The 25,186-nt window shown below is 39.3% G+C and carries 25 protein-coding genes, 1 tRNA gene and 1 pseudogene; 21 read left to right on the forward strand and 6 right to left on the reverse strand.

Going from position 1 to position 25,186, the window contains the following annotated elements; genetic code table 11:
• The first annotated feature begins 16 nt into the window (after positions 1–16).
• The 8 genes from QK255_RS03480 to QK255_RS03515 are packed head-to-tail and all read left to right on the forward strand — an operon-like array spanning position 17 to position 7,593.
• Positions 17–487 (forward strand): V-type ATP synthase subunit K, encoded by a 471-nt coding sequence (locus tag QK255_RS03480; protein WP_099098345.1) that lies wholly within the window; start codon positions 17–19, stop codon positions 485–487.
• A gap of 20 nt (positions 488–507) precedes the next feature.
• The gene (locus QK255_RS03485; protein ID WP_002292847.1) at positions 508–1,092 is read left to right on the forward strand and encodes a V-type ATP synthase subunit E; all 585 of its coding nucleotides are present in this window, start codon (positions 508–510) and stop codon (positions 1,090–1,092) included.
• Positions 1,093–1,106: 14 nt separating this feature from the next.
• A complete protein-coding gene (locus tag QK255_RS03490; protein ID WP_002292845.1) occupies positions 1,107–2,093 on the forward strand; it encodes a V-type ATPase subunit in 987 nt (328 codons plus the stop codon).
• On the forward strand, positions 2,083–2,394 hold the full coding sequence (locus QK255_RS03495; RefSeq protein ID WP_002292844.1) for a V-type ATP synthase subunit F: 312 nt from the start codon (positions 2,083–2,085) through the stop codon (positions 2,392–2,394). Before QK255_RS03490 ends, QK255_RS03495 begins: the two co-directional genes overlap by 11 nt.
• Before the next feature lie 21 nt (positions 2,395–2,415).
• On the forward strand, positions 2,416–4,197 hold the full coding sequence (locus QK255_RS03500; protein WP_002292843.1) for a V-type ATP synthase subunit A: 1,782 nt from the start codon (positions 2,416–2,418) through the stop codon (positions 4,195–4,197).
• Positions 4,190–5,566: a V-type ATP synthase subunit B gene (locus tag QK255_RS03505; RefSeq protein ID WP_002292842.1), complete on the forward strand. Its 1,377-nt coding sequence runs from the start codon at positions 4,190–4,192 to the stop codon at positions 5,564–5,566. Before QK255_RS03500 ends, QK255_RS03505 begins: the two co-directional genes overlap by 8 nt.
• A gap of 6 nt (positions 5,567–5,572) precedes the next feature.
• Positions 5,573–6,208, forward strand: a complete 636-nt coding sequence (locus QK255_RS03510) for a V-type ATP synthase subunit D (protein ID WP_002292841.1) — start codon at positions 5,573–5,575, stop codon at positions 6,206–6,208.
• A gap of 29 nt (positions 6,209–6,237) precedes the next feature.
• Positions 6,238–7,593: a TrkH family potassium uptake protein gene (locus QK255_RS03515; protein WP_002292840.1), complete on the forward strand. Its 1,356-nt coding sequence runs from the start codon at positions 6,238–6,240 to the stop codon at positions 7,591–7,593.
• A gap of 198 nt (positions 7,594–7,791) precedes the next feature.
• Here the strand turns inward: QK255_RS03515 and QK255_RS03520 are convergent, their stop codons facing one another.
• The gene (locus tag QK255_RS03520) at positions 7,792–9,186 is read right to left on the reverse strand and encodes an aminotransferase-like domain-containing protein (RefSeq protein WP_002292839.1); all 1,395 of its coding nucleotides are present in this window, start codon (positions 9,184–9,186) and stop codon (positions 7,792–7,794) included.
• 91 nt (positions 9,187–9,277) lie between these two features.
• Here QK255_RS03520 and QK255_RS03525 point away from each other — a divergent pair, with 91 nt between their 5' ends.
• Both QK255_RS03525 and QK255_RS03530 read left to right on the forward strand, forming a co-directional pair.
• The gene (locus QK255_RS03525; RefSeq protein WP_283341583.1) at positions 9,278–10,249 is read left to right on the forward strand and encodes an ornithine cyclodeaminase family protein; all 972 of its coding nucleotides are present in this window, start codon (positions 9,278–9,280) and stop codon (positions 10,247–10,249) included.
• A complete protein-coding gene (locus QK255_RS03530; protein ID WP_002292837.1) occupies positions 10,246–11,028 on the forward strand; it encodes a PhzF family phenazine biosynthesis protein in 783 nt (260 codons plus the stop codon). Before QK255_RS03525 ends, QK255_RS03530 begins: the two co-directional genes overlap by 4 nt.
• A 167-nt stretch (positions 11,029–11,195) precedes the next feature.
• On the opposite strand, the gene gloA is transcribed toward QK255_RS03530, so the two are convergent.
• Complete coding sequence (gloA, locus tag QK255_RS03535; RefSeq protein WP_002292836.1) at positions 11,196–11,567, reverse strand: lactoylglutathione lyase; 372 nt, start codon at positions 11,565–11,567, stop codon at positions 11,196–11,198.
• 133 nt (positions 11,568–11,700) lie between these two features.
• Here gloA and QK255_RS03540 point away from each other — a divergent pair, with 133 nt between their 5' ends.
• A complete protein-coding gene (locus QK255_RS03540) occupies positions 11,701–12,144 on the forward strand; it encodes an NUDIX hydrolase (protein ID WP_002292834.1) in 444 nt (147 codons plus the stop codon).
• A 45-nt stretch (positions 12,145–12,189) separates the two neighbouring features.
• Here QK255_RS03540 and yidA read toward each other — a convergent pair whose 3' ends face one another.
• The 3 genes from yidA to QK255_RS03555 are packed head-to-tail and all read right to left on the reverse strand — an operon-like array spanning position 12,190 to position 15,199.
• On the reverse strand, positions 12,190–12,999 hold the full coding sequence (yidA, locus tag QK255_RS03545) for a sugar-phosphatase (RefSeq protein ID WP_002292832.1): 810 nt from the start codon (positions 12,997–12,999) through the stop codon (positions 12,190–12,192).
• An 18-nt stretch (positions 13,000–13,017) separates the two neighbouring features.
• The gene (locus tag QK255_RS03550) at positions 13,018–14,385 is read right to left on the reverse strand and encodes an HD domain-containing protein (RefSeq protein WP_002292830.1); all 1,368 of its coding nucleotides are present in this window, start codon (positions 14,383–14,385) and stop codon (positions 13,018–13,020) included.
• Positions 14,369–15,199: a lipoate--protein ligase family protein gene (locus QK255_RS03555; protein ID WP_002329496.1), complete on the reverse strand. Its 831-nt coding sequence runs from the start codon at positions 15,197–15,199 to the stop codon at positions 14,369–14,371. Before QK255_RS03555 ends, QK255_RS03550 begins: the two co-directional genes overlap by 17 nt.
• 162 nt (positions 15,200–15,361) lie before the next feature.
• Here QK255_RS03555 and QK255_RS03560 point away from each other — a divergent pair, with 162 nt between their 5' ends.
• From QK255_RS03560 to QK255_RS03580, 5 genes are all read left to right on the forward strand, one after another.
• Complete coding sequence (locus QK255_RS03560) at positions 15,362–15,799, forward strand: YwiB family protein (protein WP_002292826.1); 438 nt, start codon at positions 15,362–15,364, stop codon at positions 15,797–15,799.
• Between the two features lie 75 nt (positions 15,800–15,874).
• Positions 15,875–16,495 carry a DNA-directed RNA polymerase subunit delta gene (rpoE, locus tag QK255_RS03565; protein ID WP_002292825.1) on the forward strand — a complete coding sequence of 207 codons (621 nt, stop codon included), beginning with the start codon at positions 15,875–15,877 and terminating at the stop codon, positions 16,493–16,495.
• A 265-nt stretch (positions 16,496–16,760) separates the two neighbouring features.
• Entirely contained in the window at positions 16,761–17,267 is a 507-nt protein-coding gene (locus QK255_RS03570; protein ID WP_002292824.1) for an RNA polymerase sigma factor, read from the forward strand.
• A 16-nt stretch (positions 17,268–17,283) separates the two neighbouring features.
• Positions 17,284–18,183, forward strand: coding sequence for an RsiV family protein (locus QK255_RS03575; protein WP_002292823.1), 900 nt, complete (start codon positions 17,284–17,286; stop codon positions 18,181–18,183).
• A gap of 90 nt (positions 18,184–18,273) precedes the next feature.
• The gene (locus QK255_RS03580) at positions 18,274–19,164 is read left to right on the forward strand and encodes a polysaccharide deacetylase family protein (RefSeq protein ID WP_002292822.1); all 891 of its coding nucleotides are present in this window, start codon (positions 18,274–18,276) and stop codon (positions 19,162–19,164) included.
• 115 nt (positions 19,165–19,279) lie between these two features.
• Here QK255_RS03580 and QK255_RS03585 read toward each other — a convergent pair.
• Positions 19,280–19,351, reverse strand: a tRNA-Arg gene (locus QK255_RS03585).
• 59 nt (positions 19,352–19,410) lie between these two features.
• Here QK255_RS03585 and rpoN point away from each other — a divergent pair.
• The 5 genes and pseudogenes from rpoN to tpiA all read left to right on the forward strand — a co-directional run bounded on the left by rpoN (position 19,411) and on the right by tpiA (position 25,184).
• Positions 19,411–20,742 (forward strand): annotated as a pseudogene (gene rpoN, locus QK255_RS03590) (RNA polymerase factor sigma-54).
• A gap of 149 nt (positions 20,743–20,891) precedes the next feature.
• Complete coding sequence (locus tag QK255_RS03595; protein WP_016628649.1) at positions 20,892–21,983, forward strand: sugar-binding transcriptional regulator; 1,092 nt, start codon at positions 20,892–20,894, stop codon at positions 21,981–21,983.
• 40 nt (positions 21,984–22,023) lie between these two features.
• Positions 22,024–23,025 (forward strand): type I glyceraldehyde-3-phosphate dehydrogenase, encoded by a 1,002-nt coding sequence (gap, locus tag QK255_RS03600; RefSeq protein ID WP_002292818.1) that lies wholly within the window; start codon positions 22,024–22,026, stop codon positions 23,023–23,025.
• Between the two features lie 109 nt (positions 23,026–23,134).
• Complete coding sequence (locus QK255_RS03605) at positions 23,135–24,325, forward strand: phosphoglycerate kinase (RefSeq protein WP_002292817.1); 1,191 nt, start codon at positions 23,135–23,137, stop codon at positions 24,323–24,325.
• 103 nt (positions 24,326–24,428) lie between these two features.
• On the forward strand, positions 24,429–25,184 hold the full coding sequence (gene tpiA, locus QK255_RS03610; protein WP_002292815.1) for a triose-phosphate isomerase: 756 nt from the start codon (positions 24,429–24,431) through the stop codon (positions 25,182–25,184).
• The last annotated feature ends 2 nt before the right edge of the window (positions 25,185–25,186 follow it).

Below are 25,186 nucleotides of genomic sequence, written 5' to 3' on the forward strand. Positions count from 1 at the left end.
GGAGGATTTTTATACAATGATGGATTACTTAATTAGTCAAAATGGTGGAATGGTATTTGCAGTATTAGCGATGGCAACAGCGACGATTTTTTCAGGGATCGGTTCAGCTAAAGGTGTTGGAATGACAGGTGAGGCAGCAGCAGCGTTAACAACAAGTCAACCCGAAAAATTCGGACAGGCTCTGATTCTGGAATTGCTTCCAGGTACGCAAGGGTTGTATGGATTCGTTATCGCCTTTTTGATTTTTATCAATTTAGGAAATGATATGTCAGTTGTACAAGGATTGAACTTTTTAGGCGCTTCTCTGCCGATTGCTTTTACAGGCTTGTTTTCAGGTATCGCCCAAGGGAAAGTTGCAGCAGCAGGTATTCAAATTTTAGCGAAAAAACCTGAACATGCTACAAAAGGAATCATTTTTGCTGCGATGGTTGAAACATATGCGATTTTAGGTTTCGTTATTTCCTTCCTATTAGTATTGAATGCCTAAGCATAAAGGAGGAAAAGCAGATGAACGCCATTGAAAAAATCATCTCTCAGATGAATGAAGCAGCAGAGCAAGAAAGAGCGGCGTTAGAGCAAGAAGAGCGAATGAAGATCGATCAAAACTTTGAACAAAAACGTACGCAAATCGAAACAGAACATCAAAAACAAAAAGAAAAACAAATCGAATTACTTGAAAAAAAATACCGTCAGCTTAGGAATCGCCAACAAGTAGAAGTACGACAAGAAAATTTGAATGCGAAGCAGGAATTTTTACGACGATTGTTTGCAGATGCAATAGCTGAAATGGAGAATTGGGATGAATCTGAACAAATCCAGTTTATCAAAAATTCATTGTATTCATTACCTTTGACAGGCAAAGTAGCATTCATTGCTGGAGAAAAATCAGCAGCTTATCTTTCTCAGACATTGCTGGATGAATGGAACAATGAACTTCCCTTTACGATGGTTTTAAGCGATGAATCTGTTGCTGGTCAAGCTGGTTTTCTGATAAACGATCAAGGAGTTCAGTATAATTTTCTTTTCAGCAGCCTTGTACAAGATATCCAAGGAACGATGAGTTTTGAGATTGCCAATCAATTATTCGAATAAGGAGGGATCAGTGTATGGAATACCACGAACTAAATCCCTTGATTCGCGGAAGAGAGCTTGAACTTTTGTCCAATGAGACATTTGAACGGATGATTCAAACCAATTCTGTCGAAGCACTTGGTGAAATATTGAAATCCACGATTTACAGTCCATATATCTATGACGGATATGAATATGACTTCGAACAGAATCTTTTAAAGGAGCAGAGCCGTCTATTTCGCTGGTTAAAGGAATCAGCACCGGAGCCTGAAATCGTTTGGATCTACACGATGCGCTATACTTTCCATAATCTGAAAGTTTTAACAAAGGCCGAGATGACAAATCAAAATCTGGACTATTTGTATATCGACGATGGGTTTTATTCATTAGAAACCTTGAAGGATGCCGTTCATACGCAAGTTTCAAATGAACTCCCTGAAAGCATTATGGACAGTATACGAGAAGTCCGCGATTATTTTGAAGAGTCTACCATTCTTCAGGGAATCGATGTGATCTATGATCGGCAGTTTTTGACAGAGCAGCGACGGCTTGCCGATAAGCTAGGATATCAAGAATTGCTGAAAGAAGTCATTGCTTTTATTGACTTGACCAATATCACAACGATGGCTCGAGGAATATTGCAGAAAAGAACATATGGGTTCATGACGACGGTGCTTTCCAGTTCGGGAAGTATCGAAAAAGAAGTATTTTTGAACTTTGTAGATAAAGATATGGAAGCTTACACGAACTTTCTATTAGAGACAGATTATGCTGAGTTTCTGCGTCCTGTCATCCGTGAGGGAAATCTTGATCTCGTAAAGCTTGAACAGTTGAAAGATGATTATCTAAGTTCATTGTATCAAGAAGCACAAACCCAGGCTTTCGGACCACTGCCACTACTAGCCTTTTTGAACGCAAAAGAGGTAGAAAGCAAAAACCTTCGTTTACTGGTTATCGGCAAAAGAAGCCATTTTGAACCAGAAACAATCAGAAAGCGGGTGAGACAAGTCTATGACGCATAAGATCGGTGTAGTTGGCGACAAAGATTCTGTTTTGCCATTCAAATTGTTTGGCTTTGATGTTCGTTATGGTACAACCAAGCAGACCGTTCGTCAGGCAATTGAAGAAATGGCAAAGAATGAGTATGGCGTGATTTATGTCACGGAGCAATGTGCAGCACTGAGCCCAGAAACGATCGAACGTTACAAAGAACAAATGATACCTGCTATCGTATTGATTCCCAACCATCAAGGATCATTAGGGATTGGGCTGGAAGAAATTCAAAAAAACGTAGAAAAAGCAGTAGGTCAAAATATCTTATAGTATGAAAAGGAGATAGAAATTTTGCAAATTGGAAAAATCATAAAAGTCTCCGGACCTCTTGTAATGGCTGAGAACATGTCTGATGCCAGTATCCAGGACATGTGTTTAGTGGGAGATCTAGGAGTTATCGGAGAAATTATCGAGATGCGTGGCGATGTGGCGTCTATTCAAGTATATGAAGAGACCTCAGGAATTGGTCCAGGCGAACCGGTTCGTTCTACTGGTGAAGCTTTATCTGTTGAATTAGGACCAGGGATCATTTCACAAATGTTTGACGGAATCCAACGGCCATTAGATACCTTTATGGAAATCACACAAAGTAATTTCTTAGGACGGGGAGTCCAATTGCCTGCATTGGATCATGAGAAAAAATGGTGGTTCGAACCCACATTAGAAGCCGGAGAAACGGTTAGTGCTGGCGATGTGATTGGAATCGTAGAAGAAACAAAAGTTATCAAACACAAAATCATGGTGCCAAATGGGATAAAAGGTACGATCAAAACAATCGAAAAAGGATCGTTCACTATTGATGAAACCGTATGTGTCGTTGAAACTGAAAATGGTGACAAAAACTTGACGATGCTCCAAAAATGGCCAGTCAGACGTAGTCGGCCAATCAAAGAAAAATTAAACCCTGATGCACCGATGATCACCGGACAGCGAGTGATCGATACGTTCTTCCCAGTGACAAAGGGGGGAGCAGCAGCTGTTCCTGGTCCATTTGGTGCAGGAAAAACAGTCGTTCAGCATCAAATCGCAAAATGGGCCGATGTGGACATGGTCGTTTATGTGGGATGCGGTGAACGCGGAAATGAGATGACGGATGTTTTAAATGAATTTCCTGAATTGATTGACCCTAATACAGGAGAATCATTGATGGAACGTACGGTATTGATTGCCAATACATCTAACATGCCGGTAGCGGCTCGAGAAGCTTCTATCTATACGGGAATCACGATTGCGGAATATTTCCGTGATATGGGTTATGACGTTGCTATCATGGCAGACTCCACTTCGCGATGGGCAGAAGCACTTCGTGAGATGAGCGGACGTTTGGAAGAAATGCCTGGTGATGAAGGTTATCCAGCTTATCTTGGTTCCCGTCTTGCGGAATACTATGAACGATCTGGAAGAGTCATTGCTTTAGGATCAGAAGGTCGCGAAGGAAGTATAACCGCAATCAGTGCTGTATCGCCTTCTGGAGGAGATATTTCGGAACCAGTCACACAAAATACATTGCGGGTCGTAAAAGTATTCTGGGGACTTGATTCGACTTTAGCCCAAAAAAGACATTTTCCTTCGATCGATTGGATCCAAAGTTATTCTCTTTATTCAACAGAAGTAGGGAAGTACATGGATCATATCCTTCAAGCTGACTGGGCATCCATGGTCACTGAGGGCATGCGTATTTTGCAGGAAGAACAGCAGCTGAATGAAATCGTGCGTTTGGTAGGGATTGATTCCCTTTCAGATAATGATCGTCTGACATTAGAAGTGGCAAAATCCATTCGTGAAGATTATTTGCAGCAAAATGCTTTTGATGATGTCGATACATTCACTTCAAGAGAGAAACAATTCAAAATGTTGAAGATGATCTTGACCTTTGGTGAAGAAGGACGCCGTGCGTTGTCGTTAGGTGCTTATTTAAGTGAGATCATGGACGGTACCGTATCGATTCGTGAAAGAATCGGACGAAGCAAATATATCCCGGAAACAGAATTAGAAAAACTAGATCAAATTATCGGTGAAATCAAGCAAACGATGCAAACAATCGTTTCAGAAGGAGGCATGAGCAATGATTAAAGAATATCGTACGATCGGTGAAGTCGTCGGTCCATTGATGGCGGTTGAAAAAGTTGCTGGTGTCAAATATGAAGAATTAATCGAAGTCCGTATGCAAAATGGGGAGATTCGTCGTGGACAAGTATTGGAAGTCCAAGAAGATAAAGCAATGGTCCAAATATTTGAAGGAACAAGTGGTATCAATTTACGTGACTCTTCTGTACGATTTTTAGGACATCCTTTAGAACTAGGTGTATCGGAAGACATGATCGGTCGAGTATTCGATGGCTTGGGACGTCCAAAAGATAATGGACCAGAAATCCTGCCTGAAAAGCATTTGGATATTAACGGAGAAGTAATCAATCCAGTAGCTCGGGATTACCCAGATGAGTTTATCCAAACAGGTATCTCTGCAATCGATCATTTGAACACATTAGTTCGTGGACAAAAATTACCAGTATTTTCTGGTTCTGGTCTTCCTCACAAAGAATTAGCTGCTCAGATCGCGCGACAAGCAACGGTACTTGATTCATCAGATGATTTCGCCGTAGTCTTTGCTGCTATTGGGATCACTTTTGAAGAAGCAGAATTTTTCATGGAAGATTTTCGACAAACTGGTGCAATCGACCGTTCTGTCATGTTCATGAATTTAGCAAACGACCCTGCAATCGAACGTATTGCTACTCCTCGTATGGCTTTGACTGCTGCAGAATATCTTGCTTATGAAAAAGGAATGCATGTATTGGTTATCATGACAGACATGACCAACTATGCAGAGGCATTGCGAGAGATTTCTGCAGCACGGCGAGAAGTTCCAGGAAGAAGAGGCTATCCTGGGTATCTTTACACGAACTTAGCTACTTTGTTCGAACGAGCAGGAAGGATCCGCGGACTAAAAGGATCAGTTACTCAAATTCCGATTTTAACAATGCCAGAAGACGATAAGACTCATCCGATCCCTGACTTGACTGGTTATATTACAGAAGGCCAGATCATCTTGACTAGAGAGCTTTACAAGAGTGGGATACAACCACCAATTGATGTACTTCCGTCTCTTTCGCGGTTAAAAGATAAAGGAACTGGACCCGGAAAGACAAGAGAAGACCATGCGGCTACGATGAATCAGCTTTTTGCAGCCTATGCACAAGGAAAACAGGCAAAAGAATTAGCCGTAGTTTTAGGAGAATCTGCTTTATCTGATGTAGACAAGATTTATGCGAAGTTTGCTGAGCGGTTTGAAAAAGAATATGTCAATCAAGGATTCTACACGAACCGTTCGATTACTGAAACACTTGATCTAGGGTGGGAACTGCTATCGATGTTGCCAAGAACCGAATTAAAACGAATCAAAGACGACATGCTGGACAAATATCTGCCAGAAGGGAAGTGAGTTCTGATGGCACGATTGAATGTGAATCCGACCCGCATGGAATTGACCCGATTGAAAAAACAGTTGACAACTGCCACAAGAGGGCATAAATTATTAAAAGATAAGCAAGATGAACTGATGCGTCAATTCATTCTGTTGATTCGAAAGAACAACCAACTGCGTCAAGAAATGGAAGAGTCCATGACAGAAGCAATGTCTGATTTTGTATTGGCAAATGCTTCAATCACGGAACCTTTCATCGAAGAATTGTTTGCTTTGCCGGCGGAAAACGTTGATTTATCTATCGTAGACAAAAATATCATGAGTGTAAAAGTACCTGTGATGAATTTTGAATATGATGAACAGCTGACAGACACCCCTTTGGAATACGGGTATTTGAATTCCAGTGCCGAACTGGATCGGTCAATCGATCGGTTTACTACCTTGCTTCCAAAACTTTTGGAACTGACAGAAATCGAAAAAACTTGTCAGCTAATGGCAAGTGAGATCGAAAAGACACGTCGGCGAGTCAATGCATTAGAATATATGACGATCCCTCAATTAGAAGAAACAATCTATTATATTCGTATGAAGCTAGAAGAAAACGAGCGCGCAGAAGTAACAAGGTTGATCAAAGTAAAAAATATGGGTACCACTGACTAAGTGGTATCCTTTTTTAAAAGAGGAAAACGATGATTAAACAAAACAAACAAATAAAGAAACGCTTGCCGGCCGTTCAGCTTCTCGCATTAGGATTTTTTCTCCTGATTTTAGTTGGCGGTGGTCTACTTACCCTGCCATTTTTTAGTAATAGTGGGCATGGGACAAATTTTATCGATGCGCTTTTCACTGCAACTTCTGCCGTCTGCGTGACGGGATTGACGACATTGAATACAGCAGAACATTGGAACAGTGCTGGTCAGTTTTTGATCATGCTTTTGATTGAGATTGGCGGTCTTGGTTTTATGATGGTTCCGATTCTATGCTTTGCATTGATAAAGAAAAAAGTCAGTCTCAGCACACGTATCATATTAAAAGAAGCGCTAAATCTAGAAGAAGTATCAGGTGTGATGAAGCTCATGCTTTACATCCTGAAATTGGCCTTTGTGATCCAATTGATTGGTACGGTTGCTTTATCTTTTGTATTCGTGCCTGAATTTGGCTGGTTGAAAGGGATCTGGTACAGTTTGTTCCACGCAATCTCTAGTTTTTGTAATGCAGGGTTTGATTTGTTAGGAGACAGTTTAGCCAATCACCAGCAAAATGTCTATTTGATCATGGTGGTATCAGCTTTGATCATTTCTGGCGGATTAGGCTTTATCGTTTGGCGTGACTTATTGGAATATCATCAGAAAAAGAAGATGACGATTCATTCAAAAATCGCATTAACCGTTACAGGTACCCTTTTATTAGGCGGTTTCGTTGTGTTCTTTTTCACAGAACACAATGGGGCAACACTAGTGGAAGGGAATATGTTTCAACGATTGGCAAATACTTTTTTTATGAGTGTAACACCTAGAACGGCTGGATATTATTCAGTTGATTACCTCCATATGAGTCATGCCGGTCTGATCTTAACGATGTTTTTGATGTACATTGGCGGAACATCTGGGTCGACTGCCGGCGGATTGAAAACAACTACGTTAGGTGTGTTGCTGATCCAGATGCGTTCGATGTTGAAAGGACGTACGAGAGCGGAAGCATTTGGCCGTACAATCCGTCAAGGCGCAGTGTTGCGAGCACTCACGTTGTTTTTTATCACGTTGACACTGTGTGTAGTCGCCATCATGATTTTATCAGTGACTGAAACGATACCTAAAACTTCTGGCATCGAATATATTGCTTTTGAGGTCTTCTCTGCATTTGGAACAGTAGGACTTACGATGGGATTGACGCCAGATTTGACTGCAATAGGGAAATTGATCATTATAGCGCTTATGTACATTGGACGAGTTGGGGTATTGACTGTGGTCTTCTCTCTGATGACAAAAGCACAAAGAACTCAATCAAAATACAAATATCCAGAAGAAAGTGTCATGATTGGATAATTTCATCTTCTGACAGAAATCTAGTGATCTAGCAAAATAAGAAAATAAAATATAAGACAAATTTTTTTGCTGTTTGGTTACTTTAAGTGCAAAATGTTCATTTGCTTTTTGAGGCACTATCCGTTGTTGAACTTCGGGTAGTGCCTCTTTTTTATCGAAAGGAATCAATCAGCTATGATTCCTTTATTTATCAATAGATTATAATTCATATTTTTTTATTTTTTCTTTTACGATACTTAGTCCAGAAGCTAAAATCTCAAGGTTGTTTGAAGATAGGGAAATACGAACGAATGCATCCGGTTGTGCTCGCGTAGTAAAGCGTCGGGAATGATAGAGTCGGATGCCGTTAGACAGAAAGTCATTCTCAATCCTCTTAGGATCAATCTCAGGATCAACTGGAAGAATTCGATAATAAGGAACACGATTCGTTGGTTTTTCTACTTTGAAAAGAGAATCAAAAAGCTGATTAGCTCTTTTCGTAAGATTTAATTTAGTTTCTAAGATTCTATTTGCTTCATTTGAATGGAGGATTTGAGTGATGACCTCCACATCTAATCCAGAAGTTTTCACATTTATATTAAAAATTGCTTGTTCTATCTTGCTTTGGACATGTACTGGAGCTACAAGATAAGCAACTCGCAATCCAGAACAAATAAATTTTGTCATTCCAGCTAAGTAGATTGTTTGGTTAGGTAACAATTTTTGGAAAGGAGGAATGATCGTATGTTGATAATAAGTTGTTAAAAAAGAATGGATATCATCTTCGATAACCCATAGACCTTCTTTTTCAATTACTTCGGCTAATTGCTCTCGTCTTTGGTGAGAGATTTGAAACCCTATAGGATTATTGCAAGAAGGCATAAGAAAGACACCATGGATCTTCTTTTTTCTACATTCCTGAATCAATATATCAGGTCGCATTCCTTGCTCGTCAAAATCAATTGGAACGATCTCTAAATGATATAATTGAGCCAATTCAATGAAATTAGCGTACGTATATCGGTCTGTTGCTATTCTATCACCTGGAGAGAAAAGTGCAGAAAGTGTGATAGCCAATCCATTTTGAACACCGGAAACAATAGACAGAGATTCTAAAGACGGAATGACTCCTTGAGTTTTTAACCAATTTGCTGCAGTAGTCAATTGAAAATTTGTGCCTTTGGGATCTTGGTAATTAAGCAAACCAACAAGATTTGGATTATTACCAGTTGATTGAATAAACGGGACAACGAATTTATTACATTCTTCAAAAGAACTAACCAGACCAAAATCAATGATATGTTCGGTTACTTCATTGGTAGAGATGGTAATGGATTCAAAGACATTGGGAGAAATAAAAGTGCCACTTCCAATATTCGTATACAGCAAACCTTTCTCAATTCCGTATTTATAAGCCTTGCCAACGGTAGTAAAATTTAAATCTAAATAATCAGCTAGCTCTCTTTGGGAGGGTAACTGAGTGTTTTTCTGTAATTTATTCTTTAAAATATCTTGTTCTAATTGTTGAATCAACGATCGATAATAAGGACGCTTCAATTTTTGTTTGTCTGGCCGCCAAGTTAACGGGTAGTTGTCATAAGAATTAATAGGCATTTTCTCCACTCCTTAAAATTGTATACCATACAATTTTACCATTGATTGTATTGATTTTAGAAGTTAATCTTTTGTGAGGAGGGAATTGTCTATGAAAATTATTAATTTTGAGGAAGTAGTAGCTTCTTTTAGTTTTGAAGAAGCGATCCAAGTAATGAAAAAATGTTTCTTTGATTATGAAAGTGGTAAAATCAGCCAAAATCCTCGATTGGTGGAAATTTTACCGGACGGAAAAGACAAAAATGTGTTTGCGATGATGCCTGCCTATTTGGGAGAGAATAGATATTTTGGAACAAAAGTCATTACCGCTTTCCCGGATAATCATCAGTATCATTTACCTTCTCATTTAGGAGAGATTTTCTTGTTTGATGCTCAAAACGGACTACCCAGAGCATTGATAAACGCAAATGCAGTCACTTGGATTCGAACAGCTGCTGTATCTGCGCTAGCAACAGATTACTTAGCAGATCAGCATGCAGAAACACTTGCTTTAATTGGAGCTGGTCAACAAGCATTGTCGCATTTGGCTGCGATTTCTACCATTCGTCGCATCACTACAGTGTTTGTTTACGATATTTTAGAAGAAAGACGAAATGCTTTTATCGCTAATGCTAAAAATCAGTATCCTAAAATGACGTTTATAAATGCAATATCAGTAGAAGATGCAGTACGCTCAGCGGAAATCATTTGTACGTTGACCCTTAGTAAAGAGGCATTTCTTCAAAAAGAGTGGGTAAGGGAAGACGCACATATCAATGCTGTGGGCACGTTTACTCCTGATACAAGAGAGATAAGTACACCATTGATGGAAACTTCTCAAATCTATGTAGATGATTACTCAGCTGCCTTAACAGAAAGCGGAGACCTACTTATAGCCATGTCAGAAGGAGATCTAGAGGAATCTTGTATTGTTGGTACATTAGGCGAATTAGTTTCTGGGAAAAAAACATTTTACAAAGGAGAATCGAGTCCGACGATTTTCGACGCAGTTGGTCTAGCTGTTGAAGATCTTTGCTGTGCAGAATATATTTATAACAAATTAGAGAGAGGATCTTTAAAATGAACTTAGATTATTACGTAGTTGATGCATTTGCAGATGAGGTGTTCAAAGGAAATCCAGCAGCAGTGTATGTTCTAGAAGAATGGCTGCCAGAAGGTACGATGCAAAAAATTGCCATTGAAAACAATTTATCTGAAACAGCATTTACAGTGAAGAAAAATCAAGGATTTGAGCTTAGATGGTTTACGCCAGATCGAGAAATCGATCTTTGCGGTCACGCGACATTAGCAACAGCATTTGTTTTATTTAACTATTACAAAATACTTGATGAAACGATTAAATTTTCTACTCAAAGCGGTAATCTATTTGTGACAAGAATTGAAGATTATTATTGCATGGATTTTCCTAGTATTATGCCAAAAAAAGTACCAATATTGTCTGAATATGAAGAAGCGATAGGGGCTAAGATTAAAGAAGCCTACTTAGCACGTGATTTATTTTTCGTATTAGAAGATGAAAAAGCGGTGGCTAAATTGCAGCCAGATTTCACAAGTATCAAAAATTTTGATTTAGGAATAGGGGTCATCGTGACAGCAGAAAGTGTACAAGAAGACTTTGTTTCTAGAACCTTCTTTCCAAAATTAACAATCAATGAAGATCCAGTATGTGGATCAGCACATTCTAATCTTATTCCTTATTGGGCAAAAAGAATGAGTAAAACAAAATTGTCAGCTTACCAAATGTCATCAAGGGGCGGGTATCTAGAGTGTGAATTAAAAGAAGATCGTGTGATAATAGGAGGAAAAGCAGTTTTGTTTTCTAAGGGAACCTCGTTTATTTGATTTCTTTCAAATGAACTAAAAATAAATAAGTGTAGAGTGGCAGCCTTATAGCTACAATAGTTGTTAAAAAAAGACGCAAACTTTTTCAATTTAAAGAAAGTTTGCGTCTCATTTTAATTATTGGCGTTTGTTTTTTGTTCAATCAAGAGCAAAATGCCCCCTACTAACTAACCTCGGATGACTTCGATTTTATAACCATCAGGGTCAATGACAAAGTAGTAAGAAGGCGCAGTGCCAGGTAATCCTTTTAAGTCAGTAATTTCAAGACCTGCAGCTTTATGCTGTTCATGTAATTTTTCTAAATCATCAGCTGCAATAGCGATATGACCATAACCATTTCCTAAATCATAGGAACCATGATCGTAGTTATAAGTCAACTCCAATTCATAGTCATCCCCAGGAAGTGTCAAATAAACAAGTGTAAATTTGTTTTCTGGAAAATCACGGCGGCGGCTTTCTTCAAAACCAAATGCCTTTTGATAAAATTCGATTGATGCTTCAAGATCTTTCACTCGAACACATGTGTGAGCCATTTTCATAGATTCATCTCTCCCTTTCCTTTTATTTAATCATAACAAAAAGAAGTAAGGAAATAGTTGATTTGTGCTTGTTCATGAGAAATTTCTCATGTAAAATGGATAGAAAATAAAACTGTTAAGGTGGAAACTATTCATGGATAAACCAATTTTTGGTGAAAAAAAGCAATTTGCTGATTATCAAACCCGTTATGCAGCATATATTGTCATAGAAAGAGATCAGCAGATTGCAGTAATCGAGGCTCCAAATGGTGCTTTTTTTCTTCCTGGCGGGGAAATTGAAGGAGATGAGACGAAAGAAGAAGCAATCGTTCGTGAGCTAGTAGAAGAAATGGGGATTGCGGCAGAAATCGCTTTCTATCTGGGAGAAGCAGATGAGTACTTTTACTCGAATTATCGTGCAACTTATTACTATAATCCAGGATATTTCTTTGCTGCTGATTCTTGGAAGCGTATAGGAGAACCCACAGAAAAGACCAATAAAATCTGGTGGGTCAGTCCTCGAGAAGCACTTGAAAAATTGAAACGTGGCAGCCATCGATGGGCAGTCGAGAGATGGGTCGAAAAAAATAAAAAATAAAAACTGAAAGAAAGCGAGTAGACCAGCTTTCTCTCAGTTTTTTTATTACAGAACGTATTTTTTGATTGCTTCAGCTACGCCGTGTTCGTCGTTCGATGAAGTGATGACATTTGCTGCTTCTTTGACAAGAGAAACGGCATTTCCCATAGCTACTCCTAGACCAGCATATTCAATCATGGATAAGTCGTTCTCGTTATCTCCGATAGCCATGATTTCATCTTGATCAATACCAAGATGCTGTCCGAGATTCGCAACTGCCGCACCTTTACTTGCTTCTTTATTTAGTACTTCAAAGTAATAGGGTGCACTTTTGACCGTTGTGTATTTATCACGGAAAGTTTGTGGTAAACGTGCAATTGCTGCGTCTAAAATTTCTGGTTCGTCGATCATCATCATTTTGACGATGTTCATGTCTGGTGTCATTTCTTCAGGTGTTCGATATTTTAGCGGCATCTTGACTAAGCTTGCTTCGTGGATCGTATAAGCGCTGATATCTCGATTAGGTGTGTAGATCGCTTTGTCATCAATCGAATGGAGATGACTGCCAACACGGCGTGCCATCACTTCGATCTCTAGAAAATCTTCATGAGTCAGACCGTGACGGGCAATGATTTTACCTGATTTTGTTTGTTGTACGAGTGCCCCATTATAAGTAATAACGTAATCATTATCTTGAAAAAGGTCCAGCTCGTTTAACTGTTCTTGGACACCTGGTAAGGGGCGACCAGTACATAAAACGATTGAGACCCCTTTTGCAACAGCAGCGGCAATCGCTTCTTTTACTTCTTTTGTTACTTCTCTTTTCTCATTTAATAAAGTACCATCGATGTCGATAGCGACTAGTTTGATAGCCATAATTTCCTCCAATATATTTCAGTTTATTTCAATCAATGCGCCATTACGGATATGGCTGGCAAATTCTTGATAAGTTTCATCAAATAAATCATAATGATCACGCAAGGATGGGTCAACCATTTCTTTTGGAAAGAAAAATCGCTCATCTCCTTGTTCTTGTCCCGCTAAAGCGGCAACAAGCTGACTAACCTGTGATAATTCTATCAAAGTTCCGTCATTTCGCAAAATCTCGATTTGCGTACGATGTCTGCCTTGTTCTGGGCGATAAAAATCATAAGGCAGATCGTAGCTAGAGTTGACAGCAGTGTAATAAACAGGGTTATAGCCAACCTTTTCTACTAACAAAGTGAGTTTTTGAATCAAATTTGAATCTCGGTTGCCAGAAAAAGTGGCGGATTTCAGTGGTTTACGATTCAAAAAACGTTTAGCTAAATCATTTAAAATAGGATCAGCAGATTCAGACCATTGAGTAAAGTAAGTACCCAAGACCCCATCATCAAGTTTGAGATATTCTTCTAAAGTAAAGCTTCCGTCAAGAAATGGCAAGAGTAGTTGAGAGTGAAGTTCAAAACTGCTGGCATCTTCTTGATACAACTCGTGCGCGCGATGAAGCAGATGCTCCAAGATCACTTCCATACCACGGGAAACAGGATGGAAGTACACTTGCACATACATTTGATATCGGCTAACGATATAATCTTCCACTGCATGCATGCCGCTCATAGAAAAGGCGATCCCACCTTCATATGGACGAATCACACGTAATATTCGGGTAAGGTCAAATGTTCCATACTCCGTTCCAGTGAAATAAGCATCCCGAAGCAAATAGTCCATTCGATCTGCATCGATCTGGCTGGAAATCATTTGGACAACTTGCGGATTAGGGTAGGTTTTTTGGATCACGCTCGCTACTTTTTCAGGAAAACCTTCTTCTACTCGGTTAAGGATCTGATACACCTCTGTTTCTGGAGAAGTGATAATCTCTACAGTGATAGCCTCGTGATTCGTATGGAAGATATGCTCGAATGTATGAGAGTAAGGACCGTGACCGACATCATGCAATAGTGCCGCACATAAAGTTACTAGCCGTTCCTGATCATCCCAGCCTCCGTTGCCTATCTTTTCTTTTGGAAAATTTCGAGAAAAGATATCGCAAATTCGTCTTGAAATCTCATAAACACCTAATGAATGGGTAAAACGGCTATGTTCTGCTCCGTGAAAAGTGAAAGAAGCAGTGCCTAATTGTTTGATTCGTCGCAGACGTTGGACTTCTTTCGAGTTGATCAAATCTAAGATTACTTGATGCTGGACATGGATATAGTTATGGACTGGGTCACGAAAAACTTTCTCCATAGGCAGCATTTGATATTTATAAGGGGTTGTCATATTGTAGCTCCTTTATGTTATTGCGTTGTTCCATTCTCTGGATTTGGTTGTTCCATTGCTCCAGCTGGATTTCTTTTTTTAGCCAGTCGGTAGAATCCAGTAAATCACTTGCAGAATACAGCTTTTCAAAAGCTTTTGCAAATGATTCTTTGACTTCTTCTACGAGAAGGGGATGGTCAAGCAGTTCTTCAAGTGTTGCCATTGTGGCAGGATCAACTGCAGGATAGCCATTTGTACCAAAGCCTTCTTTTAAAGCAGATTGATAAAATCGTTTCATGACTTGCCCACGCTTTTCCTGATTACCGTTGACACTTAAGTACATCATAACAGAAATCCCATTTTTGATGCGACGCTGAGCGATGCCGGCAAATTTTTTGCCATGGATGCTTAAATCATAAGTTCCAGGACAATAAGAATGGGTGATTTCGAATGCTTGAATCGGTGCCTTCGGAAAGGCGTATTTAGTCAATCGAAGCATTTGCTCGTAAGCTTCATCGATGGTTATTTTTTTTTTGTCATTCTGGGGGAAAATCAAAGAAATATTCAAAATCCCTTCGTCTGATACGATTCCTAATCCACCTGAGTTTCTGATTACCGGAGCATAACCTGCATCTTTCAGTGTTTGGATCCCGTCTCTAAGAAAAGGTGTCCGAACATCTTTCATACCTAAGATGACGGTGCAGTCATATTGCCAGAAATGCAAAAAGATCTGCTGGTGTTCTTTGGAATATTTCGTTAATATATCTGTTAATGCGAAAGGGGAAAAGTCGTTTTTTTGATAAATGTGCTGATCTAGTCGAATCGCAGGGTTCATTCAACCGGCTCCTTTTTATAAATTCATATTTTCTACAATATTATACTCTAAATTCAAAGAGTTGTTTTGAAAAAAAGGTTTTCTGTAAAAATGGACAAGTTGGTTGACAAAACAAAAGAAACTAGGAACAATGTAGCTATGAGAAGTAAAGGAGAATGAAGAATGGAATTATCACAAGGAACACCGATTTCGATCAAATTGCGTACAAAAGTGAAACAACAAGGGGAAGTGCAAGATTTTTATTTTGATTTGAAAGGGCAAATGGTGACGATTGGCGATACGCTGTACATACGGTATAAAGAGATGCAGGAGGAAACAGGCGATGAAATCCCTGTAACGATCAAATTAGTTCCAGATGGTCATGTACAGCTGATCCGTGCAGGAGAAATGCGAATGCGTTTGAAATTTGGTTATAAAGAACGGTTAGAAACAGCCTACCGAACACCATACGGTATGATCCAGATTGCTACCTTTACGAAAGAACTGCATGTAAGTTTGAAAGACCGTCCCACAGCAGGAAAGGTTCGGATCGATTATGATTTGTTCATGGGACTAGAAAAAATCGGCGAATATTATTTGACATTGGATTTTACAGCGTAAAAATAAAAGAAAAGTTTGATTTTTTGTGTCTGATTTTGTATGATAAGGAGTAGACTGTGAAAGGACGTGTCCTGATTGGAAATTAGTGTATTTGAAGGTGCAAACAAAAGCGAATTATCAATGATCGAAGTAGCACACGCGATCTTAGAACAACGTGGCGATGTCATGGATTTTTCTGATTTAGCCAACCAAATCCAAAACTATCTTGGCAAATCAGACAGTGAAATTCGTGATTCACTCGCACAATTTTATACTGACTTGAATATTGACGGCAGCTTTATCTCATTAGGGGATAATCGTTGGGGTTTGCGTTCATGGTATGCTATCGATTCGATCGATGAAGAAGTAAACCATGGAATGGACGAAGAGGATGAAGATACTCCGCGTCGCCGTAAACGCAAGAAAGTCAACGCCTTTATCAATGATGATGAAGACGCGATCGATTACAATGACGATGACCCAGAAGATACAGATCTGACAGAAGAAGACGACGATGATCTGTTTGATGACGATGATGATGAAGATGAAGAAATCGCTGCTTATAATTCTGACTTGCAAGAAATTGGAGCAGATGACCCAACAGATGATGAAGAAGACTTGCCTGGGAATATCGAAGAAGATTTAAGTATCATAGACGAAGACGATGATGATGAAGACTATGAAGAGGAAGAATTTTCTGACTCTGAAAAAGAATAAACATCATTTACTGTAGAGGCTGTGACGGAAGTGGTCAACTTCAAGAAATTTCCACTTATTTCCGAAGAAGCTACTTCTAGAACACCGTGTATCAGAGGTTGCAACAGAGACGTTGAAGCTATCAGAATAAGAAGGTGTGACATGATTTTTGTCACACCTTCTTTTTTGTATATAAAAATTCAAAGTAAATACATAAAAAATAAAATAATTGAAACTTTTAGCGTACCTTGTACGTCATATTAAGTGAGGCGGAAAGGAGTGGAGAATGATTTTTACTGGATATAAGAAAAAACGGCAGATTGAAAAATACCGTCACCTGCTGAATGGACTCATCGAAACTGATTATCAAAAAATGTTCCGTATCACGATGAATTACGTACATGATAAAGAAGAGGCCTTAGATGTGATGCAAGATAGTTTCCATAAAGCACTGAAGTATTTTGAAAAAGAAAAAGAAATCGAGCATTTTAGTGCATGGTTTTACCGGATATTGATCCGCACGGCATTAGATAGTTGGCGCAGACAAAAAAGGACACCTGTTGACTTATTTGAAATTCAAGATATCCCGCAGCAATTACCTTTAGAAACTTCCGTTGCAGAACTCCATATGATTTTAGATAAAATAGACAGTCCGGAAAAAGAGATTCTGATCCTTTACTTTTTTGAAGGATTTCGTTTGAAAGAAATTGCGACTATCTTAGATATGAACGAAAACACAGTTAAAACAAAAATGTATCGTTCACTGAATGTTTTACGTCAAATCCTAGAATGAAGGAGAGAAGACCGCTATGTATTCCCAAAAAGAAAAGTTAAAAAAACTAAAGAAAACTTATAAAGAACAAGAAATTCCAAGAGGGCTTCAAGAGGAGATCCGCCAGCGTTTTCTTATCGAAGAGCAATCATTCATAAAAGCAAGACGGAGAAAGAGACGCCTCCAAGGGTTCGGAGTATCTTTGGCTATCGTGATGATTACAACAAGTAGTCTCCTTTTTAATAGTCAAGTTCGAAGCTTTGCAGAAGACTTGCCCATTTTAGGATCAGTCATTGAATTGATCTTAGGCGAACGTTTTACTGATCAATCTGAAAAAATCGATATTCAAGTACCGAAGATCCATACTCAAAATGAGAAAGAAAATAAAACGATTCATGGATTAAACCAAAAATACTTTCACGAAGGACAAGCAGATTTTAAAAAAGCTGAAAAAGAATACGGAAATCTTGAAACGGATCATTACCAAGTTCTGGGTGATTATCAGAAAATCGTAGACGATGACCGGTTTCTTGTGATCGAAAGACAGATTACCCAAACAGCAGCGGATAGCCACGTTGAAAAAAGATACGACACGATCGACAAGAAAAACAGTGTCCAGCTCTCACTTCCGCTGTTATTCAAAGATGACACCTATTTATCTGTTTTGACAAAAGAAGTCAAGCGGCAAATGGCCGAACAAGTCAAGGAAGATCCGTCTAAGTACTATTGGACTGAACAAGATATTCAAGAAGGAACGATAGAAAAACCAACACTTGTTACACCAACACGAAGTTTTTATTTGAATAAAGAACATCAATTAGTTCTGACTTTTTCTCAATATGAAATTGCTCCTGGTTATATGGGAACACCAGAATTTGTCATTCCCAAGTCCGTGACAAAAACGATTTTGGCATCGGAAGATTATCTGGATCATTAGGCGAGAAGTAGTTACGACTAGCAGTTTCAATTCTTTACAGTTATTTTCAAGTAAGTAATTAAGAAGAGAAAAAGAGAAAGAAGAGATATAGTGAAAAGAAATTATTTAGTTATCAGTATCATTGCTTTATCCGTGCTTTTATTTTTCGAAGTCACTTCGGTTGCCTCCTTGATCAGCGAAGAGAAAGGACAAGTAACTTCTTCGGAGCGTTCGTCACAAGCTTTCAAACAATCAGAACAATCAACGAATAAAAACAAGTCGACTGAAACAGCTAGCGTCAACGAATCCACTCAAGAATCAGTGAGATCAACACAAAGTCAATCAACTGAACCAGAACCAACACAAGAAAGTACAGAAGCTGTCCAAGATCCGACTGTCAAAAGTATTGCCATCAGTTTTGATGATGGACCAGGAGCGACCACGACACCACAGCTGTTGCAAATACTTAAAGAAAAAAACGTGCATGCTACTTTTTTTGTTTTAGGAGAAAATACGGCGCAACATCCTGAAATTGTGAAGCAGACAGCTGAAGCAGGACACGAGATCGGCAATCACACGTATGATCATCAGGATCTGGCGACGCTTTCTGCCCAGTCGATTACGGAGGAAGTGACAAAAACAGACACTGAGATCAAAAAAGCCACTGGCAAAACCTCCGCTTTCGTTCGTCCGCCCTATGGTTCGATCACAAGTGTAGGAGCAAGTGTTATCCAGCGGCCAATCATCGAATGGTCGGTCGATTCAGAAGATTGGAAGACAAGAAATCCTGATTTGATTTTACAGAAGATCCAAGCAACAGTATACGATGGTGCAATTATTTTATTCCATGATATTTATCCTGAAACGATTCGTGCCGTTCCTCAAGTGATCGATTATCTGCAAGAGCAAGGGTACCGCATTACGACAGTGGGGGATTTATTAGGACATCCAACGACTGTCGAGAACTATTATGGCAGAAACGATCATCGGCCAGTCCAGTAAGTGAAAACAAGTATACTTATAATAAAAAACTGTCCGCCAATTTTTTTGGTGGACAGTTTTCACTTGAAAAATAAAGAAGCAAACATTCGGAAGTTATGCTAAAATGGCAATAGAACGCGTCCTGAGGGAATCGAACCCCCGTCTCAAGAACCGGAATCTTACGTGATATCCACTACACTAAGGACGCAAGCACTGGGATAATTGTAACTAAACAGATAAAAAATTACAAGGGGATTGGACAAAAAAATGAAATTTGAGCAAAATTTTTCACAAAAACAGCAGCAGACACAGAAACTAGCCATGACGCAACAGTTGCAGCAGTCCATCCAAGTTTTACAATATAACAGTGAAGAGCTGTTGGCATTCGTTGAGAACCAAGCAATGGAAAATCCATTGGTGGAAGTTGTTGAGCCGGAATGGCAGCCAGATTACATAAAAGCTTCTTCATCTTCTTATGAAGGAGAAGAGACAAATTACCTAAATCAGATTCCTGATACAAAAGGGTCTTTATTTGATTCATTGATCGAACAAGTCCATTTGAATTATCGAGATACTTTTTTAAGGAAAATCGTTCTTTATCTTGTAGAATACATCGATTTGAACGGATTTTTGACGATTAGTTTAGAGGAAGCTGGAAAAGAGATCGGAGCGACGCCTATTCAAATGCTCGATGCATTGACACTGATCCAGCAATTAGAACCAGCTGGAGTAGGTGCACGTAGTTTGCAAGAATGTCTCATGCTTCAAACGGAACGGGATGATTATGCGCCGGAACTAGCTTATATTGTGCTAGAAGAATGTTTTGAGCAATTGGTGGAGCGAAAATGGAAAGAGATTGCGCAGCGTTTTTCTGTTGATTTACATGCTGTTCAGCAAATATTCGACTATTTGCAAACATTGAGCCCAAGTCCTGGACGAATTTTCGACCGTAGTAGCGAATTGTACATTATTCCTGATGTCCGGGTATTAGTGGACGATGAAAATGTACAAGTCATCTCAAACCGAAAAAATCAGCCGAATATCCGATTCCAAGAGACCTACTTCAAGCAAATGTCACAACAAGCAGATAAAGAAACTGAAAATTATTTAAAAGAACGGAAACAGGAATTCGAATGGTTGAAGAAAACGATCCTCCAACGCGGGGATACAATTTTGCGGGTTGCTCAAGTCATTGTTTCTCGACAAAAAGCTTTCTTTATCGACAAGGGGCGGCCAATCAAACCTCTTACGTTAAAGGAAGTTGCGGCTGAGATAGATGTGCATGAATCTACGGTCAGTCGAGCTGTCAACGGGAAATATTTGGAAACAGATTTCGGTGTATTTGAGTTAAAGAAATTTTTCACTGCAAGAATCCCTACTAACGGTGCAGAACAGACAGAAGACCTTTCGGCAGATACTGCGAAGAAAAAGTTGCAGAAATTAGTTGATCAAGAAGACAAAAGCAAGCCGTTGTCGGACCAGAAATTGGTTGAATTGCTGAAAAAAGATGAGATAGCGATTTCAAGGTGAACGGTAGCAAAATACCGTGATTTATTAGGAATCCCAAGTTCATCAAAAAGAAAACGTTATGATAACTGATCATCCAAAAGATCAGAAAAAGTATTTTGCTTTTTCTGATCTTTTTAGTTGAAAAACGAAAGAAAAACTGTTAGACTAACAGTCGTGAGGTTGAGATTTCCCTTTATTGATGTGAAATTTGAAAAGTTAATTTCTTTTTTTTATCGTATATGGGTCGTTTTAAGTCTACATTGGACGTAAAGTGTCCAACTAAGGAGATCGCTATGCTAGATGAAATAAAAATGATTGAATCTGTTGCACCAGATATTATCGAAGTGTTGCAAGAACGCTATAAAATTTTACGAAATATCTATTGGATGCAACCGATTGGACGTCGAAGTTTATCGGAAAGTATGGGGATAACAGAACGAGTATTGCGAACAGAAACAGACCTTTTGAAAAATCTGAATTTGATCGATACCTCAAAAAGCGGTATGACGCTGACAACTAAGGGCGAAGAAGTTTATCAAAGTCTTGAAAACTTCATGGATCAGCTTTTAGGTACGCATCAAACCGAACAACAGTTGGCAGAATATTTTGGTAATCAGCGCTGTATCGTTGTTTCAGGAAACAGCGAAGAGCAAACCAAAGTGGCTGATGCATTCGGCGAAGCGCTGAGTGAAGCCTTAGACCGACTGCTTCCGGAAGGCGAGAATATCATCGCTGTGATGGGAGGAACTACCATGGCAGTTGTAGCAGAACAATTGTCTAATCTGGAAAATAAAAAACGGCATAACTTGTTTGTCCCTGCAAGAGGCGGGATTGGTGAAGCGATAACTGTACAGGCAAATTCTGTCAGTGCAAGAATGGCTGCTAAAGCAAATGGAAACCACCGTGCACTTTATGTTCCGGAACAATTAAGTCTGGCAACTTACAATTCTTTACTCAATGAGCCATCTATCCAAGAAGTCTTAAACTTGATTAGTGAGGCGAATTGTGTTATTCATAGTATTGGGCGTGCATTACACATGGCAGCACGTCGAAAGATGACTGAAAAAGAATTAGTCATGCTGAAACAAGCAAATGCTGTAGCGGAATCCTTTGGCTACTTTTTCAATGAAAAAGGCGAAGTTGTTTATAAGGTCCCTAGAATCGGCATAGAATTGCAAGATTTGGCGAAAGTCCCGATCATCATGGCGATAGCGGGCGGAAAATCAAAAGCCAAAGCAATTCGAGCTTATATGAAAAATGCACCAAAACAAACGTGGCTCATCACTGATGAAGCTGCTGCAAACGAGATTTTAAAAGGGGTAACCCTTTAAAATAAATATTTTTTTGATTTTCATAAGGAGGAAATCTTAAATGACAGTTAAAGTAGGTATTAATGGTTTTGGACGTATTGGACGTCTAGCATTCCGTCGTATCCAAGATGTAGATGGAATCGAAGTAGTAGCAATCAACGACTTGACAGATGCTAAAATGTTGGCACACTTGTTAAAATACGACACAACTCAAGGACGTTTCAACGGAACAGTTGAAGTTCATGAAGGTTCATTCAACGTAAACGGAAAAGAAGTTAAAGTATTAGCTAACCGCAACCCAGAAGAATTACCATGGGGCGAACTAGGCGTAGATATCGTTCTAGAATGTACTGGTTTCTTCACTTCTAAATCAGCAGCTGAAAAACATTTAACAGCTGGTGCTAAACGCGTTGTTATCTCTGCTCCTGGCGGAAACGATGTTCCAACAATCGTTTATAACACAAACCACGAAACATTAACTGGTAAAGAAACAGTTATCTCAGGTGCTTCATGTACAACTAACTGTTTAGCTCCTATGGCTAAAACATTGAACGACAAATTTGGTGTTGTTGAAGGATTAATGACAACTATCCATGCTTACACAGGTGACCAAATGACTCTAGACGGACCTCATCCTAAAGGTGACTTCCGCCGTGCACGCGCTGCTGCTGCAAACATCGTTCCTAACTCAACAGGTGCTGCTAAAGCTATCGGTTTAGTAATCCCTGAATTGAACGGTAAATTAGACGGAGCTGCTCAACGTGTTCCTGTACCAACAGGTTCATTAACAGAATTAGTAACAGTTCTTGAAAAAGAAGTAACTGTTGACGAAATCAACGCAGCAATGAAAGAAGCTTCAAACGAATCTTACGGATACAACACAGACGAAATCGTTTCTTCAGATATCGTTGGTATGACTTACGGTTCATTATTTGATGCTACACAAACTAAAGTAATGACAGTTGGCGACAAACAATTAGTTAAAACTGTTGCTTGGTACGACAACGAAATGTCATACACTGCACAATTAGTACGTACTTTAGAATACTTCGCTAACTTATAAGATAGACAAACGTACAAGTGTAAATGATAGACATGTACATTTAAAAGCGGGGAAGCAATCGCGCTTCTTCCGCTTTTTTTGATAATAAGTTTATTCAGGAGGAAATAAAATGGCTAAGAAAACAGTGAAAGATATCGATTTAAAAGACAAAAAAGTTCTTGTCCGTGTTGACTTCAATGTTCCTTTGAAAGACGGCGTGATCACTGACGACACTCGTATCAAAGCAGCATTGCCAACAATCAACTACGTTTTAGAACAAGGCGGAAAAGCAATCCTTTTCTCTCACCTTGGACGTGTAAAAACAGAAGAAGATAAAGAAGGAAAATCTTTAGCTCCAGTTGCAAAACGTCTAGGCGAATTATTAGGTAAAGAAGTAACATTCGTACCTGAAACTCGCGGAGAACAATTAGAAGAAGCAATCCGCAACATGAAAGATGGCGACGTTGTCGTATTTGAAAACACACGTTTTGAAGACGTTGACGGTAAAAAAGAAAGCAAAAACGATACAGAGCTAGGTAAATACTGGGCTTCATTAGGTGATGTATTTGTTAACGATGCTTTCGGTACAGCTCACCGTGCGCATGCTTCTAACGTAGGTATCGCTTCAACTGGTATCCCAACAGTTGCTGGATTCTTGATGGAAAAAGAAATCAAGTTCATCGGTGAAGCAGTAGAAGAACCAAAACGCCCAATGATCGCAATCCTTGGTGGCGCAAAAGTTTCTGATAAAATCGGCGTAATCGAAAACTTGATTCCTAAAGCAGACAAAATCTTGATTGGTGGCGGAATGACTTACACATTCTACGAAGCAAAAGGAATCAAGATCGGTAACTCTCTAGTAGAAGCTGACAAAGTAGAACTAGCAAAAGAATTGATCGAAAAAGCAGGCGACAAACTTGTCTTGCCAATCGACAATGTCTGTGCACCAGAATTTTCAAATGATGTAGAAACACAAGTAATCGAAGGAGACATTCCTGACGGTTTGATGGCTTTAGACATCGGCCCAGCATCAGTAAAATTATTTGCTGATACATTACAAGGTGCAAAAACAGTTGTTTGGAACGGACCTATGGGTGTATTTGAAATGAGTAACTTTGCTAAAGGTACAATCGGTGTTTGTGAAGCAATCGCTAACTTAGAAGGCGCAACAACAATCATCGGTGGCGGAGACTCAGCTGCAGCAGCAGAACAATTAGGTTTTGCTGACAAATTCACACACATCTCAACAGGTGGCGGCGCAAGCTTGGAATTGCTTGAAGGTAAAGAATTACCAGGACTAGCAGCAATCAACGATAAATAAACAGCCAAGTTTGCTCTATTCTGACGAGTGATCGATCAAAAGGTGAAGGGAGTTTTCATGACTCCCTAGCCATTTTTCAATAAATTAAGGAGTGTGTTCCTCAATGCGTAAACCTATTATCGCAGGTAACTGGAAAATGAACAAAACTGCATCAGAAGCAAAAGAATTTGCTGAAGCAGTAAAAAACAAAATCCCTTCAAATGACAAGGTTGATTCAGTCATCGGATCTCCTGCATTATTCTTACAAGAATTAATGACATCAGCTGAAGGTACAGAACTAAAAATCTCAGCACAAAACTGCTACTGGGAAAACTCAGGCGCGTTCACTGGTGAAACTTCACCAGCAGCTCTTGCTGATCTAGGTGTTCACTATGTGATCATCGGACATTCAGAACGTCGTGAATATTTCCATGAAACAGACGAAGACATCAATAAAAAAGCAAAAGCTATCTTTGCAAACGGTATGACACCAATCTTATGCTGTGGCGAATCTTTAGAAACATATGAAGCAGGCAAAACTGCTGAATGGATCGAAGGACAAATTACAGCTGGTTTAGCTGACCTTTCAGCTGAACAAGTGTCAAACATGGTGATTGCTTATGAACCAATCTGGGCAATCGGTACTGGTAAATCAGCTGACGCACAAATCGCTGACGAAATTTGTGGTGTTGTACGTCAAACAGTTGAAAAACTTTATGGAAAAGAAGTATCAGAAGCTGTTCGTATCCAATACGGCGGTTCTGTAAAACCAGAAAATATTGCTGAATACATGGCAAAAGAAAATGTTGACGGTGCTTTAGTCGGCGGCGCAAGCTTGCAAGCAGATTCATTCTTGTCATTGTTAGACGCTGTAAAATAATT

Origin of the sequence: Enterococcus sp. ZQ21, assembly GCF_030053755.1 — a bacterium.
Classification (GTDB): Bacteria; Bacillota; Bacilli; order Lactobacillales; family Enterococcaceae; genus Enterococcus_B; species Enterococcus_B lactis.

Coding starts and splice junctions, on each gene's coding strand:
- gloA (WP_002292836.1), bottom strand. CDS start 11,567: ATGAAAATGGCTCACACATGTGTTCGAGTGAAAGATCTTGAAGCATCA.
- QK255_RS03605 (WP_002292817.1), top strand. CDS start 23,135: ATGGCTAAGAAAACAGTGAAAGATATCGATTTAAAAGACAAAAAAGTT.
- tpiA (WP_002292815.1), top strand. CDS start 24,429: ATGCGTAAACCTATTATCGCAGGTAACTGGAAAATGAACAAAACTGCA.
- QK255_RS03560 (WP_002292826.1), top strand. CDS start 15,362: ATGGAATTATCACAAGGAACACCGATTTCGATCAAATTGCGTACAAAA.
- QK255_RS03490 (WP_002292845.1), top strand. CDS start 1,107: ATGGAATACCACGAACTAAATCCCTTGATTCGCGGAAGAGAGCTTGAA.
- QK255_RS03525 (WP_283341583.1), top strand. CDS start 9,278: ATGAAAATTATTAATTTTGAGGAAGTAGTAGCTTCTTTTAGTTTTGAA.
- gap (WP_002292818.1), top strand. CDS start 22,024: ATGACAGTTAAAGTAGGTATTAATGGTTTTGGACGTATTGGACGTCTA.
- yidA (WP_002292832.1), bottom strand. CDS start 12,999: ATGGCTATCAAACTAGTCGCTATCGACATCGATGGTACTTTATTAAAT.
- QK255_RS03540 (WP_002292834.1), top strand. CDS start 11,701: ATGGATAAACCAATTTTTGGTGAAAAAAAGCAATTTGCTGATTATCAA.
- QK255_RS03555 (WP_002329496.1), bottom strand. CDS start 15,199: ATGAACCCTGCGATTCGACTAGATCAGCACATTTATCAAAAAAACGAC.
- QK255_RS03530 (WP_002292837.1), top strand. CDS start 10,246: ATGAACTTAGATTATTACGTAGTTGATGCATTTGCAGATGAGGTGTTC.
- QK255_RS03505 (WP_002292842.1), top strand. CDS start 4,190: ATGATTAAAGAATATCGTACGATCGGTGAAGTCGTCGGTCCATTGATG.
- QK255_RS03570 (WP_002292824.1), top strand. CDS start 16,761: ATGATTTTTACTGGATATAAGAAAAAACGGCAGATTGAAAAATACCGT.
- QK255_RS03515 (WP_002292840.1), top strand. CDS start 6,238: ATGATTAAACAAAACAAACAAATAAAGAAACGCTTGCCGGCCGTTCAG.
- QK255_RS03510 (WP_002292841.1), top strand. CDS start 5,573: ATGGCACGATTGAATGTGAATCCGACCCGCATGGAATTGACCCGATTG.
- QK255_RS03495 (WP_002292844.1), top strand. CDS start 2,083: ATGACGCATAAGATCGGTGTAGTTGGCGACAAAGATTCTGTTTTGCCA.
- QK255_RS03550 (WP_002292830.1), bottom strand. CDS start 14,385: ATGACAACCCCTTATAAATATCAAATGCTGCCTATGGAGAAAGTTTTT.
- QK255_RS03485 (WP_002292847.1), top strand. CDS start 508: ATGAACGCCATTGAAAAAATCATCTCTCAGATGAATGAAGCAGCAGAG.
- QK255_RS03575 (WP_002292823.1), top strand. CDS start 17,284: ATGTATTCCCAAAAAGAAAAGTTAAAAAAACTAAAGAAAACTTATAAA.
- QK255_RS03520 (WP_002292839.1), bottom strand. CDS start 9,186: ATGCCTATTAATTCTTATGACAACTACCCGTTAACTTGGCGGCCAGAC.
- QK255_RS03480 (WP_099098345.1), top strand. CDS start 17: ATGATGGATTACTTAATTAGTCAAAATGGTGGAATGGTATTTGCAGTA.
- QK255_RS03595 (WP_016628649.1), top strand. CDS start 20,892: ATGGGTCGTTTTAAGTCTACATTGGACGTAAAGTGTCCAACTAAGGAG.